Source organism: Prosthecobacter dejongeii (assembly GCF_014203045.1).
GTDB lineage: Bacteria > Verrucomicrobiota > Verrucomicrobiia > Verrucomicrobiales > Verrucomicrobiaceae > Prosthecobacter > Prosthecobacter dejongeii.
Genome location: NZ_JACHIF010000003.1, coordinates 377,493 through 393,669, shown reverse-complemented (window position 1 = coordinate 393,669; position 16,177 = coordinate 377,493). Strand labels below are relative to the sequence as shown.

Here is a 16,177-nt window from a genome sequence, read left to right as displayed (position 1 = left end):
CTTAAGATTGGGTCAGCCAGTTTTTCCAAAACTCGAGTTCGTTCACCAGGGCCTCGGCCGCTTGAAGAAAGGTGGGAATCGAAAGATCTTGCTCAGCCAACGAGCGCCAGAGGATCAATTCGTCCGTCTCGGGTTCTAAGCTCAAAATCTCCTCACCACTGAGCTTGCTAAATCTTGCCGCATGTAATGTTAGGCAACTTGTCAGCAGATGCTGGGATGAAGTCTGGCGGCGCGCCACCAGGTCATCCACTCTACCGATGACGCCCAGCAAAATCACCTGCGCATTCTTCTGGAGGGAGAATCGCAGTTCATGATCTTCCAGCCAAAGTGCATAAACACCATTTGGTTTAGGCTCAGGCACTGAAAGCCCGACTTCATCACAAAAGACCGCGAGAGCTTCGCGCAGTGAGGTGGAGGGTGGTGAGATGAAATTCATCACAAAAAGAATCAGGCAGCGATTCGGCCTAGGGGTTGAATAGTGATCTCCTCCGTCAGCTCCTGGTGGCTCAGCACGGGCAGTTCGTAGAACTCTTGTTCGATGAGTTTCCGGGTGTATCTGCGCACGTCCAAAGACGTCAGCAGCACGGGCCTCTGATTCGTTTCAAGGATGTCTCCAACCTCCCGTCGCACGGAAGTCAGCAGGGCCTTCACCGTCATTGGCTCGAGGGCAAGGTAAGCTCCAGCGGACGTTTGCCGCACTGCTTTACGGATCTTTTCTTCGAGGCTGGGCTCCAGCAAATAAACCGCGAGGATGTTTTGGCCCCGACTGAATTTGTAACTGATGTAGCGTTTGAGGCTAGCACGCACATACTCAGTGAGCAGCACTGCCTCCTTTTCTTTCTGCCCCCATTCAATGAGGGCTTGCAAAATAGTTCTCAAATTGCGTATGGAGACCTCCTCCTGAACCAACCGCTGGAAGACCTCGGTAATTTTTTGCACAGGAAGCACGCGCTGCACTTCCCTGACCACTTCCGGGAATTGAGCCTCCATTTGTTCCAGGAGATATTTCGTTTCCTGCAGGCCCACAAAATCGCCCGCATAACGTTTGAGGATGATGCTCAAATGGTAAGTCAACACCTGAGTCGGTGCCAGATAAGGCACCCTGGCCTTCTCGAGATCTTTGACTCGCGCCTCAGGCACCCAGAGGGGCAGCAGACCCCGGACAAAGGGCTTTTCTTCCGTAAACTCAATGCCGAGCATGCGCAGTGAATCTGGCTTTTCACGGGCCAGCACACACTTCGCCTGAAACATCCCCTCAGCGATGGGGACCTCATGCAGCAAGATCTTGTATTGTCCGGCAGGAAGAGACTCATTGAAGCGCAGATGGATGCCTGGGAATGGCACTCCTAGATCGTGATACAGGGCCTTTCTGACCCGGATGAGCTCATCGTTCATCGCATTGGCATCCACCACTTCTTGACTCGCAGCGGAGACATCCATCAGCAAAGGCACGGTCACAGAAAACTCGTCACCATCGTCCCGCTTTTGTTTGATCGCAGGTTTAGCTCCACTGGCTGCGGCAGCGGGGAGGTTGCGCTTATCATGCTGCACCACGGCTGGGGTAAGTTGAGTTTGGAAATTGGCATAACCGATGGCACCAGCAATCCCCCCTAAGATGATGAAAGGGATTTTTGGGAAGCCTGGAATCAGGGCAAAAGCAAAAAGGAAACCCGCCGCAATCATGAGCGCTTTAGGTTGAGAAAGCAGTTGCTTACCCACGTCCCCGCCGAGTGCCCCCCCCTCTTCCTCATTGCCCACGCGGGTCACGATCATCCCCGCTGTGATCGAGATCAGGAGTGCTGGAATTTGGGATACCAGACCATCTCCAATGGTCAGAATCGAGTAAGTGGTAACGGCCTTTCCGATCTCCCAGCCCTTTTGCAAAGTGCCGATGGCAATCCCTGCCGTAATGTTGATCGCCGTAATGATGAGCCCGGCAATAGCATCCCCTTTCACGAACTTCATAGCACCGTCCATGGAGCCATGAAGCTGGCTTTCTTTTTCGATCATGCTTCGGCGCTTTTTGGCATCCTCCTGCGTGATGTTTCCTGCCCGCAGATCCGCATCAATGCTCATCTGTTTCCCAGGCATGGCATCCAGAGTAAAGCGCGCCGCTACTTCAGCGACACGTTCCGCCCCCTTTGTGATGACCACAAACTGAACGATGGTGATGATCAAAAAGATCACCACACCCACGATGAAATTCCCTCCCACGACGAAGTTGCCAAAGGTAAAAATGATGTCCCCAGCATGCGCCTCCAGCAAGATGAGGCGCGTTGTCGTGATGTTCAGCGAAAGGCGGAACAGGGTGGTCACCAACAACATGGACGGAAACGTCGAAAACTCCAAGATGTGCGGCACATACATGGATAGCATGAGCAGCAGCATGGAGATGGACAGATTCACCGCTAGCAGGATGTCCAGGAGCCAAGGTGGCACCGGCAGGATCATCAAAGACAGGATCAAAACCACGATCACCGCCATGATGACGTCGTAGTATTTACTCCCTTTGGTTAGGGCATTCTGGACAGAAGCAAGCATGGGATTAACGTCGTTCGTGATTCAGCAGGCTGGCCAAAAAGTCTCGGGCAGCTTCCTGCTGGCCCTGCTCCCAGAGCGCTTTGGCAAAGACCAACCCGACTGGCACCCGCAGGTGTTCTTCACATTGTTTAAAAGCACGCGTGGCGGCACGGGCAGCAGCGCCGGGGGAGCCCGCTAAGAGCTCTGCCAAAGCTAGACAGCGCTGAACCTCTGAATCTTCTGGAAATGCCCGATACACAAGTCTCAGAAGCACACGCGCAGGGTCCGGGCGCCTTTGTTCGAGGTGCAGGTAAGCCATGGTCATCATCCAGTCACGCTGGCGCTGCGTCAGCGCGAGGAAGGCCACAGGCTCTTCATCCTCTGTGTTCAGGTGTGGTTGGAGGTTATCATTGAGAGACTCCATGATTAGCCTTTCAAAAGTGCATAACGGTATTGTTCCCCCAAATCATGGACCGCCCCCAGGTGCTCCAGCAGGTTGATTGCGGCCTTTAACTCTTCCAGGATATTGGGATCTTCTTGCTGGCTGGCTTCTTGGAGTAAGCTGCGCATGACTTGGTCTCTCAAAGGATGAAAAACACTGGGATGCAGCACGCTCTGATCCTGCACTTGAGGGCGCAGGGCATCGAGCACGACCTTCTCAAAAGTCTCCGCCTGTAGCATGGCCTCCAACTGGCGTTCCACTGCCGCATTGATGGGCTGGAGATGGGTATCCTCCGGCAGCAGCGGATGAGGGGATTCATCCGCCAATTCAATGGAGGACAAACCTACACGCGGCTGAAAGGCCTCTGGAGTGAGTTGCATCATGCGTAACGGACAGACGAGCTGTTTTGGTCATGAACGGCGATGAGCCACTCCAATGCTTGGTGGATGCCAGGAAGGGTAAATTCACGTGCCTCGAGGCGCACTGCAAAAAACAGCTCCCCTGCACCTGCCAACCCTAAGCGGGTAGGAAAGGGCGCTGGACTGCGGTAATGGCATGATTCCAGCAGTCGTTTGCAGGCCCTTTCATCAGGCACCTCAATCCGGCGAATCAAACTCAAAGACACCGTTTCTTGACGATCTCCGATCCACTCAATGGCCAAGGAACCTAGCTTTTCCATGTCCAAAAGCACGGTGCCATTGTCACGAAAAGTGAGGTTTTCCAGGCCGATGGATTTTCCAAAGTCAGCCAACGTCTCGGCAATGATGCTCATAGACTCACCTCCTCCCGTGAGATTTCAGTATCCATCGCCTGCTGCAGAGCTTCCAGCATCTTCTCCCGGATATCCGCCGAGGGATACAGCTTCAGCGGTATGAGCCTGATTTTTTCTCTAAGTTGAGTGAGGAAGTAGATGCGCATCTCAGAGTCCTTGACGCCGATTTTATTGGTGATCTGAATGAAGTTGTTGGGATCGATCCAGCGCTGCGTAGTCATCTCCAGCAACTCACGCATGAGATCATGAGCTGTGTATTCATTGGCCATGCGGGAAGCTGAAAGATGTCGCAGTTGAATGAGGACGGACTTTATCCACCAGGTCTGCCAGCACGCGGTAAAGGTTCCCCATCTGCTGGACGTAGTTGATGTTGTTGACGGCAGTCTCGAGGTGGGCGGACTCCATGGAAGGCCCCATGCCATGAGCGTCCAGGTCACTGCCTGCGGCCTGTATTAGGAAATCCAGAGCCTGAGTAAATCGGCTCTCTCCATAACGTCCCATGATAGCCTGATACATGTCAGACACCGTGGGGCGGCCTAGAACGGCAAAGCGGTAAAGATCACGCAGCTTTTCCAACTGTTCGAGCCCCTGCTTTGAAAAACTGAGCACGTCTGAAGCGATGTTGATGCCTGCGCGAATGGCGGGACCCGCTTCTTTGAGAAGCGTTTCTTTCACATTCGCGGCTTTCTTCGCCAGCGCTTGCAGCTCTGGGCTGTCTTCTCGCTTCAGGCTTTCTTCAGTAAAGGCGATCGCTGCATACTGCTCGCTCACATCGCTAAATTCGCGCTGCAGCATGTCCTTCAGTTCTTGCTCACTGACTCCCGCACCGCGCTTCTTCACCGCGTCCATGAACTCATGGAATTTCTCAGAAGACTGAGATTTCCCAGTCATGTTGACGTACTTTTCAGCAAGTTCCGTCGAGCTGAGTTTCAGAGATTCCTTAGAGCCCGCTTTGCGCTCAGAGAGTTTTTTCTCCACTTTTTCTGAAGCGACAAAGGTCATCTCTTCAGCAGCGTTCTGCAAGGCTGTAGAGGCATCCATCTGCATCGTCACCGTCTGGCCCTTAAACTGGCCTTCCTGGCGCTGAGCCTGGGCAAGTGAATCTGCCAGCCCCTCCTTACTGGAAAAGGAACTGACAAGTGCCCTCATGTCCGAGCCGATGGTACTCATGCCACCACCTCCCTACCCTCAGGCTTTGGATTCTGAATTGTCTCTGAAAACACAATAGTCTTTGCTATGCTTAACCCTTCAAAAAAGCGGGATTACAAAGCCGAGAAGGATTTTATCTCACCCCTCAAATATTTGAGCGCTGAACGATCTGGGCCTGGTTGGATAAAAAGTCCTGGTAGAGCTTCAAGATCATGTCTGTGAGCGTTTTACCAATGTTGGCCAATTCGTCCGTGATGGATTGCGCCTCTTGCAGCAGCTTCTGCGTGGCTTCGTATTTCTTCTGGATCACCCCAGCCAGATCCGCCTCCAGCTTCAGCGCGGCCGCATCTTCCTTCATCTTTGCAGAGGCCAGTTCTGCCCCCCCCGTAACGATCTGTCCCAGAGCTTGACCGATGCCGCTGCCCATCTGCCCGCCAGCGATCCCACCAGCCCCCGTTTTAACTCCGAGCCCTCCTCCCACAGCCGTGCTCGCGATGGATAACGCACCCGAAATAATTTTGCCAATGGCCTCCGTGCGAGCCGCCTGGATCTCCTTCATCGTGGACTCGTAGTTCTTTTGGGCGGCGACTTGCATCTGCTTCGCTTGATCCAAAACATTGTCATACTCAGCCATGACCATGTGGTGTTTCGCTGTTGAAGCGAGTTGGCGAAGCTCCTGGGCCGCGACGAGCATCTTGCCCAGAAACTCAGAGTAATCTGGGTAGGCGCTGTTGTTGATCAGGTCGAACAACTGCGTTTCCGTCTGCTTGAGCTGGGTTTCGATCTGTTCAAAAGCCTTGGTAATTTCCGTGGCATTTTTTTCCAGGTAATCCTTCCCACCTTTGATGATGCCGGCAGCCAAGGCGCTGACTTGATCATTCAAGATGAGCACAGCGGCCGTCAGCGTCATGCCGGTGAGTGCTTCCAGATTTAGATTCTTGAGCTGTTGCTGGATTTCGTTCAGCGAGATGTCTTCTGGCCCGATGAGTGGATAGCTCAAAGTGATGGCCGTGGGAGGACTCCCCCCCTGGGACCCTTCCTTTCCAGGGGTGATGCTCACGGTCAATGTTTTGTTGGCCCCATTCGTCTGCTGAAGCGGTTGTGAGTTGTCAATATTCGGAGTCTGACTGGGGGTATTGGAAATGCTGAACGATATATTCATACCAAATCGTGATCGTAATGTTTGTTAGAATGGAAAGATGAATCGCCACTTAGGCTGCCTGAAAGTGCATCAAATCTTTCATGGAATTGGCCGTTTCATCGGCAGCATTGAAGATGGCAGAGATGGTTTCCATGGAGGTCTCCATCATCACTTGCAGGTCCTCTTGGAGTTGCTCGATGGTCTTACGCAGCAACTCGATCATGGCCTGAATCGCTTTGGCCAGAGCTTCAGCTTCATCCGCCTTGCGCCGAGCTTCAGCCGCATCTTCGCGGATGTCAGCCACGAGGACACCGCCGACTCCCTGTGTGATCTGCATGGAGCCTTGAATCACAGCACTGGTGATGGCTTGGCGAGCTGCCAGCCTGAGAACGGGCTCTAGACTCGCGAAGAGTGTTTCCTTGATCGTCGCCCGTGCAGCGGCCATGGCAGTTTCTTTGGCCAGGTCTTTCAGCACGTGACTGGCGCCTTTATCAGCCGCTTTCTTGGCCGTCTCTTCCGCCAGTTCCCAGGCCATGGTGGAAAGTGATTTTTTTCCCGCTTGCTCCAATCCCTCTTTAGCCAGCTCTTTCGCAACGTTATCGAGCCCCTTGCTAGCAATGTCCTGAAAGAGATCCCCCCCCGCTTTGACCACCTCTCTCATGATCTCCTTCGTGCTCATTTTGATGCCATGTTCTGCCAGCTTACCCGCAGCCATATTCGCCCCTGTGCGGATGCCGTCCACCACAGCCCCTAGGCCGCCCACCATGGCCGCCCCCATCGCGACATAGCCCAGGATTTCAGTCGCCTTGGTCATGCCTGCGATGGCTTTGTCACTGAGAAACCCCCCCCCACCCGCGGCTTTGATGACAGAGTCCACAGCCATCACCATATTGATAACACCTGAGGCCATCAACGCCGCCGTGGCTGCAAACAAACCGGCTGCCGCGACCACGTTTCCGGTAAGCGCATAACCAATGGCCGCGATGGCCGTAAAGACGGCAGAAATGACATCGAAGATCGCCTTGAAGAAATTGGCGATGGCCTGGAAAATATTGACCTTCTTGTCAGCTTCGCGGCGTTTGGAGGCCTCTTTTTCGATCTCCTTCATCTGCTCATTCATCTTATCCAACTGCTCACGGTTTTCGCGATTCAGTTCGTTGAGCCGGCCCTCGATTTCATTCTTCGAGACAGCCGTCATCAGTTGATTTAAAGCATCCTGGAGCAAGCCGATACGCAGAGTGAGATCCATGGCGCTCAGGTTCATCTTTGGCGGTGCCAATTGGAGGATGCCATCCTTTGAGGGCAAGACTCCTGTGGCATCAACATTTGAAAGCAGCGTCAGCGCCTTCGTCAGCGATTCACCTGCGGTTTTGGTGACTTCTTTGAGCGTCGAATGTAAAGAAGCCGGGTCAAAGCCAGGGATGGGAGATGGCGTGGTGTTGATGTTCATAACATTCAGTCGGCCGCGTCGCTTTTTTCCAGGAGTTCGAGTAAATTTTCCGCTTGTTCCAAGATGGCCGCATGGGCTGGTTTTTTCCGGGCGATGTAGGTGCACGCATGCAGCGCCCCCTCAGCATCTGAGACTTTACCCTGGGCGATGTAACACTTCGCCATGAGCAGCGGCGGCTGAGGATCTTCCATGTCAAGCATGGTGAGGAATCCGTAGGCTTTAATGGCTTCCTCGTATTTCTTTTGTTGCTCGCGGCAGGCACCCAGTCCCGTCCAAAAACGCCGATCAAAATGATTCAAGATGGAGAGAAGCTGAAAGATGCGCTCCGCCTCATCATATTTCCCGGCGTTGTATTGGTTATACCCCACCATGTAGATGACCTCCATGCTCTGTGGCGTGAGGTTGGTGAAGTCTTGGTAGGTGCGGCCATTGGCCCCAAATTTTTCAAAGAAGTTTTTCCAGTCTTCGGGCGAATCGAACGGGAGGCCACCCACGGCGGATTTGGCTGCTTTTTGGAGGTCGGACATGAAATAGGAGGAGTTTGGTTGAAGTAGGATTAACTAACATTGCGGAGCTGGCTCTTCACGAGGCCATCCATCTTCTCTTGGATCTTGCTCATCACTTCATAAGCTTGGTTGAAGCGATTCAGTGTTGTCTGGTAGTCCAACATCGCATCTTGCGACTGAGTGGATTTGCGGTCGATGTAGGACTTCAAAGAGCTGCGAGAGCTACCCCACTCCGTGTAGTTGGCCTGGTCATCATTGCCGTTATTCTCAAAGATGGTGAGGCCCTTCTTGGCATTGGTGGCTTCGAAGAAGTCCATGTTTTGAGTTTCATAACTCAAGTCAGGGTTGGTTGTTTTACCGTTCTCGGACTGAGCTCGAGTTTTACCGGCTTGGGCCTCCAGATCGGCGTAAGCCGAATTGGCTTTCGCTAAGTCATCGCGGATCTCCGAAGTGACCGCCTCTTTCATATTGAGCTGACCACGCAGCACGCGGATGCGGGCCTCCATGAAGTAATAGAGGTACATCGCTGGCGAAAGATTGTTGACCTGATTGACGAAGCCGAAGGCATTATTTTGCAGTGGCTGAAGCTCCTTGGTCACCTGGATGTAAATGGATGTCTCCACAGCAGGGTTGGTGGTCAGCTCGATCTTGGAATCTACAGGCTGCCCACTCAGCGTCCCTGCGACGGAGACTTTATTGAGTCCTGAAACGGGGGCATTTTCAGCGATGAGGTAGTATTCAAAAACAGGATTTCCCTGCGCATCCTTGATGCCACTATTCACCGTCGCCACACGATCATAAACGATGTGGGGGCTATTGGCCGTGGGCAGAGTGCGTGGAGTGATGGAGGTGACGACCGTTACCTTCTCCTGCGGATTGAGCTTCATTTTATTCCCCTCAGCAAAGACGGCATCAATCCAGGCTGAGTAGGCATCATAAACAGGGATGCCTCCATCCCCAAGCCCACTGGCTAAGACAGCTTTATGTTGATCAGCCGTCATGTCGCTGAAGTTCCCACTCCACGCGGCTCCATTCCACATGATCGTGCCCCTATTCTGGAGAAGATCCTGGCCGCCGGCGGAATATGCGACTGAGGTCGTAAAGGATGTGAAAGGTCCGTTGGGTATGGAAAGCCCATCAGGTCTTCGATACTCGGGCCTCTTCAGCATGATCGCGAAGACCTCCTCCATGAACTCACGCTTCAGGAATTCCTTATCGTAGGGGAAGTCTTCTGATCCGGCTTTAGCCGCGTCTGTGATGACGTTTTGGAAATTGGCGATGCGCTGATCCAGTGCTGAGATGTCACTCTTGAGTGCCTCATTGGTATTGTTCCGGAAGTAGTCTAAATGCCCGGCATTGGCGGCATTGGTGCCATAGGCGTAAAGGTTCGCCAGTTCCTGAGTTTTAAAATTGATGGTCGCCATAAGTAGGAATGCTGAGGTGGCTTTTAGATGCGAAAGCGATTGCCCACGGCGCGTACTGTCGCTGAGGGCCTAGCGGCCTGGTGCAGATCAAGCGCTTTTTCGTTGATCCGTTCTTCCAGGTGCTCCCATTCGCTGAGGAGCTTGGTGAAAATGATTTGGTGCCTTTCAGGCACGCGGGGATCGCTGATCAGGATGGTTTTGCCGATGTCAGGTTCCAGATGGTTTTCCCGGTAAAAAGCATCCAGTTTTTCCACCGCTTCACGCCCCTGGGCCAGCAGGGCATCCAGGCATTCGATGTGTGCTTGGACACGCTGAACGTCGGTCATGGCAGGAGGGCTATCATTCATGGTCGAGAGAGTCAGGGGATCACACCATCATGCCAGACTGCACGGCGCGGGAGACGAGGTTACTTTGACCGCTCGGGGTGGTATCCTCCGTGCCCCATTCAAGGCCCAAGTCTTTGCGGAGTTCATTCATCCGCCCGTCAAAAAGAGCCTGTTGCTCGTCTGAAAGATCATCACTCTGGACCAAATCCATGAGCAGTGAATCCTCTTTGATCAGGCTAACAAACTGTTGAACAATCTCTTGTGACTGAGTAAAAAGCACACCTGCTTGCTGGATCTGCCTTTGCTGGGTCTGAAGCGCTTTGTTGAGATTCTCTTGAAGAATTTTTAGCAGTTCAGGATCGGTTTGGAAATTACCCGCGATGGTACGCACGGCTTGCGTGAAGTTGGACTCTCCTAGGGGTGACGAATCCTTTGTGTTCGATGGGCTCAGCGTCTGTGGGATTAACCCGAAAGCTCTCAGGCTGAGTAGCAAACTCTGCAGCCCCAGACGTAACTCTGCGGCGGTGAGGACCTCCCCTCCCGTAGTATTGTTGCTCTGAGAAGCACCTGCTGAGCCAAGATCTGCAAGCCCCTGCAGGACTCGTTTCAATTGCTCAGCCGTTCTCGATGACTCCGGCAAGACACCCGTGGTCTGTGGCTGCCCTGTCGGCCCTGTGGCGACCTGGCCGGTCAAAACTGCGGCGAGCTGCTGCGCAACAGATGAGAGCTGTGGCAGAGAAGCTGTGGATACCCCAGTGAAAAGCCCGAACAGCGTCTGTAGCGCTACTGACTGCAGCGGCGGCGGCGACGTTTCTCCTGGCGTCGTTGGTGTTTCGGTAGGGACGGTGCTCTGCAAGGACTGCCCCAGAGCAGCTAGGTTTTGAAGGAAGCTCTGAAAAGGCGTCGTGGTGACTGACGCAGTGGAAGTGCCCCCGCTAGAAATTTGGCTGCCTGGAGGGGATACTTGAGGATTGCTTTCAAGCAGTGAAGCGAGGACCTGCGATGACGTTTGAGGAATGATCTGAGAACCACCTTGCTGGGGTGACGACAGCACATTCAACCGATCTAGAACGGACAGCAACGCAGCAAGGCCGGAGGTCAACTCTTGCGGATTGATCTGAGGCACCGTGCCTGATGAAGGCGAGAGGGAGGCAATTTGATTGAGCAAGCCTAACAAAGGATTGCCCTGCACAGATTGCCCCTCAGAAACTGTCGAAGATGAGTCCACTACCAGGGGGGCGCCGGGCAATCCCGTCTCTATTAAAGGCGTATTCACCGGGCCATCAGGGGGCTGCCCCAGCACTGGGGAGGACGGCGTGCCCACAGGGATCTCCCCGCTGCTCCCGGGTGCGACATCCGTATTGTTAGGCAGCCCCGTCCCAGCCAGACCTTCCTGCGTGGGAGGGAGATCGAGAATCTTCAAATTTCCGCCGCCCAAAATACCGGTGAGCAGGCGCCCGGCACGGCGCAGACTGTCTCCCAGCGGGTCTGTACCTGGCCCCGTAGGAAAGACATCCGAAGTGCTCGTGAATGTATTCGGAGTCGGGCTTTCGGGGTCTGGCGAGGAAGGATTCGGGGTGTTTGACTCGGTAGGCCGCAGGGGATTGAGGCCTCCACCTTGCGTGAGATCTGTGATCTTGCTCAGGAGTTGATTCGCATTCGTGGAGATGTCTCCTTGAAGTGGAATTTGGGAGCCATCCCCTTGAAGTAGTTGCAAGGCCGCAGCCAGCCGTCGCTCGATCGCTAACAGTTCCGATTTGGCCGTCGCATCATCGAGACCGCGGGATTCAGACTGCCGCTCAGTTTCCTTGCGGAGCAGGTCAATGATGTCATTGAGATCACTCAGGGCTTGGTTGGCAGCGGCGATTCTAGCCAGCGTCTGCTCATAAGCATCCTGCATTTGTTTGATGTAACTGGTGGTGAGGTTCGCCACCTCCAGCAGCTCAAGGTTGTTGAGCTTGCCGTCGCCATCATAGTCATAATCAGTCAACCCGAGATCGCGGAGAAAACCTTGCATCTCTGGAGAAATGGAGACGTCGGTGGGATCAAGCCGGAGCTTATTGGTGATGGCGACGGTGCCGATGATTTCACGACCACCCGCGTCTCCCAGGTTGTTGCCATTGTTACTCCAGTTGTAGGCAGAACCCCCCATCTGAAGTACATGCCCATCATTGCTAGCGCGATCCACCTCACGGCCGTTCAGATCGGTGTAGGAACTGACATTCGGCCAGGCATTGTTGCTGAGGTTGTTGATCGTGAAGGCATGTGCTCCACGAGTGATGAGCAGGTTAGTCGTGCTCCCTGGAGTGACGGTGATCTTCGTCAGATTTGGCAAGACGAAGGTGGACGTGTTTTCAAACTTCCAGCCACTGCCACCATTGAGGTTATTGACGCTTCCATCAGGCTGGACCAAAATTCCTGCACCACTGGAATCTGTGAGCGTCCAGAAGCCAGTATTACCCCAGGTCGAAATGGAGTATCCATCGCCCAAATCATGCATCGTGGGCGTCTGATGACGAATTTTGGCAATGGGCGCATTATCAGCAAAGCTAATCACGCTGTTCGCGTGATTGATGATATCCCCAGTCGCATAGTAAATATTCAGCGTCTGGTAATAGCGATCTGAGGGGAAAGGATTGGTGTTAGATAGAGTGCTGAGTAAGGCCAGAGCCTTCCCCTGCACAACCGATGCAGCATCCCTGGCAACGACGGCATGGTGCCGTGAGTTAATGGGGTCTCCTTGATTGACCAGATAACCTGTCCCCAAAGTGTACAGCTCAGCCGCTGCCCATTTCAGGTCGTTGGCCAAGTTCCGCTCTGGCGTGCCGCCACTGGTGCTGTTGATCAGGCCCTGAGCACGATTGTCCAGTGACTGAGCCTGGCTGTAGAAAGGCCAACCCTGGGCACGGACGCCATTGACCATGGCATTGTAGTGCTGATCCCGCAGACCATTCGCGGCTGAAACGAAGGGATCTTTCTCTGCAAGCTCGTTGGCTTCAGGAATCCTTGAAGTCATTTCCTGGAGGCTGCGGATGGCCAAACCATACATGCCGGTCTCAGACAATGTCTGTTGCAGTCCCGCAAGACCACTCAGGGCCGTCTGGGAGATCAGGGTCTGGTGTTGGAGGTACACATTGGCGTAGGCCAATGAACCATCCAGCGCACCCGCACGTGCGGCGAAGCTGAGTTGATCGACTTTGATGATCTCCATGAAAATGAGGGGTCACCAGTGCATCCGCGAAAAAAAACGGCGGATTACAAGAAAGTTGCTAAACCTAGCAGCGAAATCAAAAATGGCGGCCTTGGTTATGGCTCGTTTATTCAAAGACCGCTTCACTGAATGGCTCATCACACAGGGCACTCCCCCCAGCGTGTATCAGCCAGGTGGGCTGCTAGGCTACCCCCCCATGGGATGGGAAGTGAAAATGAAGCACTGCGCTATCGCCTACGTCGTTCGCCCGAAAGATCCAGCCACCTTAGTCATCATCATGTTTGAGCGTGAGCAGAGGCGCTCAGGCCTCGACAGTCCATTCATGGACATGATCCGTTTTCTTTCTCAAGTCCGCAGGAGTGATGCTGGCATCACCCATGTGACAGGGCGCATTCATGCCATTGAGGGAAGACCTAGCGACAGTCTCGAGACTCAACGCATGCGCCCCTTTTATCAGATCCATTTAGGAGGGGAATACTTCACCGATGAAACAGGCGTGGAGTGGGTGCGCGGCTCATTGGAAAAAGCTTTTGAAGGGCTCAAAAGGAAAAAATAACAGCCCCTAACCAACAGTGCGGAGGTTAAGGTTAGGATAATTTTGCCGCTCGGCTGTAATCCAGATCGAGACTTTGGGTGATGTAAATTCAGGTCCTATTCACAGGATACGAATCATTCACCCAGATACGTCTCATGCTACCAATCGAAGAAATCAATACCCTCGTGGCCGAAGCGGGCCCGCTCGACAGCGAAATTCTTTCCGTCTCCCGAATTGCAGACAATGCATGGGCCATCGAGTACGAACCCGTGATGGTGGAACTGGAATACGACGCCTCCCGAGGCCGCCTGCTTCTTCAGACAGAGATCGGCGTGGTGCCAGAGGAACAAAAAACCCAACTTTTGTCAGCGATGCTCAATGTGTCTTTTCTATGGCGTGAAAGCGGAGGGCTCCACCTCGCCATGGCAGGCCGAGAAGGTGCTGCCATGATGATGGTGGACCTCGCGGGCGATGAATTAACGACGCCATCTATCGCAACGGTAGCGGGCAATCTCGTGGAACGAGTCTTGATCTGGCGTGGCATCTTCGCATCTGCCATGAAAACAAATCAAGAAAACACAGCCATGCCTTCTGCCATGAATCAGGCCTTTATCCGGGTCTGATATCACCCTCATCAGAACTTCCTCCCTATAACTCAACTCACTCACCTAAAGATAATATGAATAGCGTCACCTTGAGCAATCAAGCAACAGCACGAGATAATTTACAGAAAATCTCCGATATGCTGAAACAGCAATCAGACGGCTTGAAGGTCTATGGCAAAAAAGGTCCAAATCAAGAAATCACTTTGTATGTGAAGACCGCTGACACAAGCTCCATGGGGAAGGTGAAAAAGTTCTTTGAGAACATCTTCCAAGTCAGTGCGAGTCGGCGGCAAGTAGCGAATGAAACAATACGCAACCTGATCTCCGAACTTGCAACGCAAGGTTCTAAAAATCACCATTTAGAAGATGCACTCAATAATTTCAGTGAAAGCAGCATTCTATCTGGCCATGATCAAAATGGCAAAAAAGCGCATCGGGTCGAAAACTTGAATTTATTCCTGAAAGCAGCTCTCAATGTCTATGATAAAACATTCATGCAGAGTCAAATTCGAGATGAATTTAAACCTCAAGCAGAAAATAAAGTTAAAGAACTAAAAATCAAGACCGTTGAGTGGGAGAAGGGTGAAAGCATACAATTTAGGGATTTCAAAGCCAGTCCATTTAAACTGAATGGTGTAAAATATGAGCCTGTCAAACATCTCGCAACGGGCGGTTATGGACATGTATTTCAGTATAAGTCCGATGATAATCCATCAAAAATAGTAGCTCTGAAAATTTCAATAACAGAAGCGGTCGAGAGGAACACAGACCAGAATAGACTAGGCGCGCTTACTGAGATCCAGAATCATATAAACGTCTCTGCAAAGATTCAAAAATCAGCAATTGATTACGTCGGATCATGCTGTTTTCCCGATGGATCCATTGGGATTCTGACTGAATTTGCTCCACATGGAGACATCGAAAAAATGGCTCTCAAAATCCACGAGAAAACGGTTCCAGATAATCAAAAACCAGGGCCCGGCCAGTTGACAAAAAGTCAGGCGAAAGTGGTGTTACTGACCCTCATTAAAGATATGGCTAAGAGCTTAAACTCTCTTCATGAGGAAACTGGCATGACCCACTTAGACTTTAAGCCTGCAAACATGCTGTTGAATGAAAATGGAATAGGTCTTTTGTCAGACTTTGGAACTTCCTTTGAAGGAACTGAGAACATCCGAGATCAAATGGTCAATATTGAGGGAACGGCTTATAAAGCCCCCGAACTCTCGATCATTGATAAAAAGGAGTCTGAAGCTATTACAAATGCTAAATCTCCCCTAAACAAGCGTAAAATGATACATCTTGCTCAATTGAAAGAAGACATCGCTATCCTGTTCCCCGAAATGGATCGGGAAGATAGAGAAAAGATTGTAAATCTAGCTCATATTAAAAAACATGAGGCACATCTCACCCAACTGAGCGGAGAGATAAGCTCACTTCCAGAATTCTCAAAGAATAAATTTCAAAACACTTTTAAGATGGATATTTGGGGGCTAGGTGCCTCCGCGTATCAAATACTTACTGGCAACGCAATCGGACAAGACACAGTGCCTAAAACGGCTAACCACCGTCTTGGAAATTTCTCGGAGACAGATGGCAAACTAGCCATTGTGGGAGACAGTAAAGGATTTCTCAACCAAGGTGGCTTAGCCCCATCCACAAATGATATTGCCCTCGATACATTCTTAAACTTTATCCTAACAGCGAAGCCTGAGGATCGCCCAACAGCCAAAGAGATCCTGGAGAATCCGCTTCTAAAACACTCCTCTATCGGCAGCGAGGAGGTGCGAAACATCATTAAAGGCTTCTCAAAAAATGACAACGAAATGATTGATCTCGCACGTGGTAAGTTGAGATTATAATGACCTTTGACGAATGTCTTTGCTTCATAAGAAGTTTTTAATCAAGGCCCGCCTCAAGACACAGATAAAACAGTTCGTCCATTTAAATTCCACTTGAGTGAGTTTGCATAAAGTTGATTCATAAAATCAGGCTGTGTTTGAACGTCTTTATCACAGTCTATTTTATTTAGAGCGTGCTATGAATTCTTGAGAAAAGAGTGTTAAGCATCAGCATAGCAAAGGCGACCCAGTCGC

The 16,177-nt window shown here is 52.1% G+C and carries 16 protein-coding genes; 3 read left to right on the top strand and 13 right to left on the bottom strand.

From position 1 onward, the window contains the following. Position 1 precedes the first annotated feature (1 nt). From HNQ64_RS09500 to HNQ64_RS09440, 13 genes are all read right to left on the bottom strand, one after another. Positions 2 to 436 carry a CesT family type III secretion system chaperone gene (locus tag HNQ64_RS09500; RefSeq protein WP_184207858.1) on the bottom strand — a complete coding sequence of 145 codons (435 nt, stop codon included), beginning with the start codon at positions 434 to 436 and terminating at the stop codon, positions 2 to 4. 11 nt (positions 437 to 447) lie between these two features. Further along, complete coding sequence (gene sctV, locus HNQ64_RS09495; RefSeq protein ID WP_184207856.1) at positions 448 to 2,541, bottom strand: type III secretion system export apparatus subunit SctV; 2,094 nt, start codon at positions 2,539 to 2,541, stop codon at positions 448 to 450. A gap of 4 nt (positions 2,542 to 2,545) precedes the next feature. Continuing rightward, entirely contained in the window at positions 2,546 to 2,944 is a 399-nt protein-coding gene (gene sctY, locus HNQ64_RS09490; RefSeq protein ID WP_184207854.1) for a type III secretion apparatus assembly chaperone SctY, read from the bottom strand. A 2-nt stretch (positions 2,945 to 2,946) separates the two neighbouring features. Further along, a complete protein-coding gene (gene sctX / locus HNQ64_RS09485; protein ID WP_184207852.1) occupies positions 2,947 to 3,345 on the bottom strand; it encodes a type III secretion apparatus assembly protein SctX in 399 nt (132 codons plus the stop codon). Then, complete coding sequence (locus HNQ64_RS09480; RefSeq protein ID WP_184207851.1) at positions 3,342 to 3,734, bottom strand: CesT family type III secretion system chaperone; 393 nt, start codon at positions 3,732 to 3,734, stop codon at positions 3,342 to 3,344. Before HNQ64_RS09480 ends, sctX begins: the two co-directional genes overlap by 4 nt. Then, complete coding sequence (locus HNQ64_RS09475; protein ID WP_184207849.1) at positions 3,731 to 4,003, bottom strand: TyeA family type III secretion system gatekeeper subunit; 273 nt, start codon at positions 4,001 to 4,003, stop codon at positions 3,731 to 3,733. Before HNQ64_RS09475 ends, HNQ64_RS09480 begins: the two co-directional genes overlap by 4 nt. Then, positions 3,993 to 4,904, bottom strand: a complete 912-nt coding sequence (gene sctW, locus HNQ64_RS09470; RefSeq protein ID WP_184207847.1) for a type III secretion system gatekeeper subunit SctW — start codon at positions 4,902 to 4,904, stop codon at positions 3,993 to 3,995. Before sctW ends, HNQ64_RS09475 begins: the two co-directional genes overlap by 11 nt. Before the next feature lie 124 nt (positions 4,905 to 5,028). After that, on the bottom strand, positions 5,029 to 6,045 hold the full coding sequence (locus tag HNQ64_RS09465) for a hypothetical protein (protein WP_184207845.1): 1,017 nt from the start codon (positions 6,043 to 6,045) through the stop codon (positions 5,029 to 5,031). A gap of 49 nt (positions 6,046 to 6,094) precedes the next feature. Continuing rightward, on the bottom strand, positions 6,095 to 7,474 hold the full coding sequence (gene sctE / locus HNQ64_RS09460) for a type III secretion system translocon subunit SctE (protein ID WP_184207843.1): 1,380 nt from the start codon (positions 7,472 to 7,474) through the stop codon (positions 6,095 to 6,097). A 5-nt stretch (positions 7,475 to 7,479) separates the two neighbouring features. Beyond that, complete coding sequence (locus HNQ64_RS09455; protein WP_184207841.1) at positions 7,480 to 8,001, bottom strand: SycD/LcrH family type III secretion system chaperone; 522 nt, start codon at positions 7,999 to 8,001, stop codon at positions 7,480 to 7,482. Positions 8,002 to 8,030: 29 nt separating this feature from the next. Next, the gene (locus tag HNQ64_RS09450) at positions 8,031 to 9,404 is read right to left on the bottom strand and encodes a hypothetical protein (protein ID WP_184207839.1); all 1,374 of its coding nucleotides are present in this window, start codon (positions 9,402 to 9,404) and stop codon (positions 8,031 to 8,033) included. A gap of 23 nt (positions 9,405 to 9,427) precedes the next feature. Continuing rightward, a complete protein-coding gene (locus HNQ64_RS09445) occupies positions 9,428 to 9,751 on the bottom strand; it encodes a hypothetical protein (RefSeq protein ID WP_184207837.1) in 324 nt (107 codons plus the stop codon). A gap of 19 nt (positions 9,752 to 9,770) precedes the next feature. After that, positions 9,771 to 12,941: a DUF1521 domain-containing protein gene (locus HNQ64_RS09440; protein WP_184207834.1), complete on the bottom strand. Its 3,171-nt coding sequence runs from the start codon at positions 12,939 to 12,941 to the stop codon at positions 9,771 to 9,773. Positions 12,942 to 13,038: 97 nt separating this feature from the next. Here HNQ64_RS09440 and HNQ64_RS09435 point away from each other — a divergent pair, with 97 nt between their 5' ends. The 3 genes from HNQ64_RS09435 (at position 13,039) to HNQ64_RS09425 (ending at position 15,943) form a co-directional block, all read left to right on the top strand. Next, positions 13,039 to 13,497, top strand: coding sequence for a hypothetical protein (locus HNQ64_RS09435; RefSeq protein WP_184207832.1), 459 nt, complete (start codon positions 13,039 to 13,041; stop codon positions 13,495 to 13,497). A gap of 134 nt (positions 13,498 to 13,631) precedes the next feature. After that, a complete protein-coding gene (locus tag HNQ64_RS09430) occupies positions 13,632 to 14,099 on the top strand; it encodes a type III secretion system chaperone (protein ID WP_184207830.1) in 468 nt (155 codons plus the stop codon). Between the two features lie 56 nt (positions 14,100 to 14,155). Further along, the gene (locus HNQ64_RS09425) at positions 14,156 to 15,943 is read left to right on the top strand and encodes a protein kinase domain-containing protein (protein ID WP_184207828.1); all 1,788 of its coding nucleotides are present in this window, start codon (positions 14,156 to 14,158) and stop codon (positions 15,941 to 15,943) included. Positions 15,944 to 16,177: the final 234 nt, after the last annotated feature.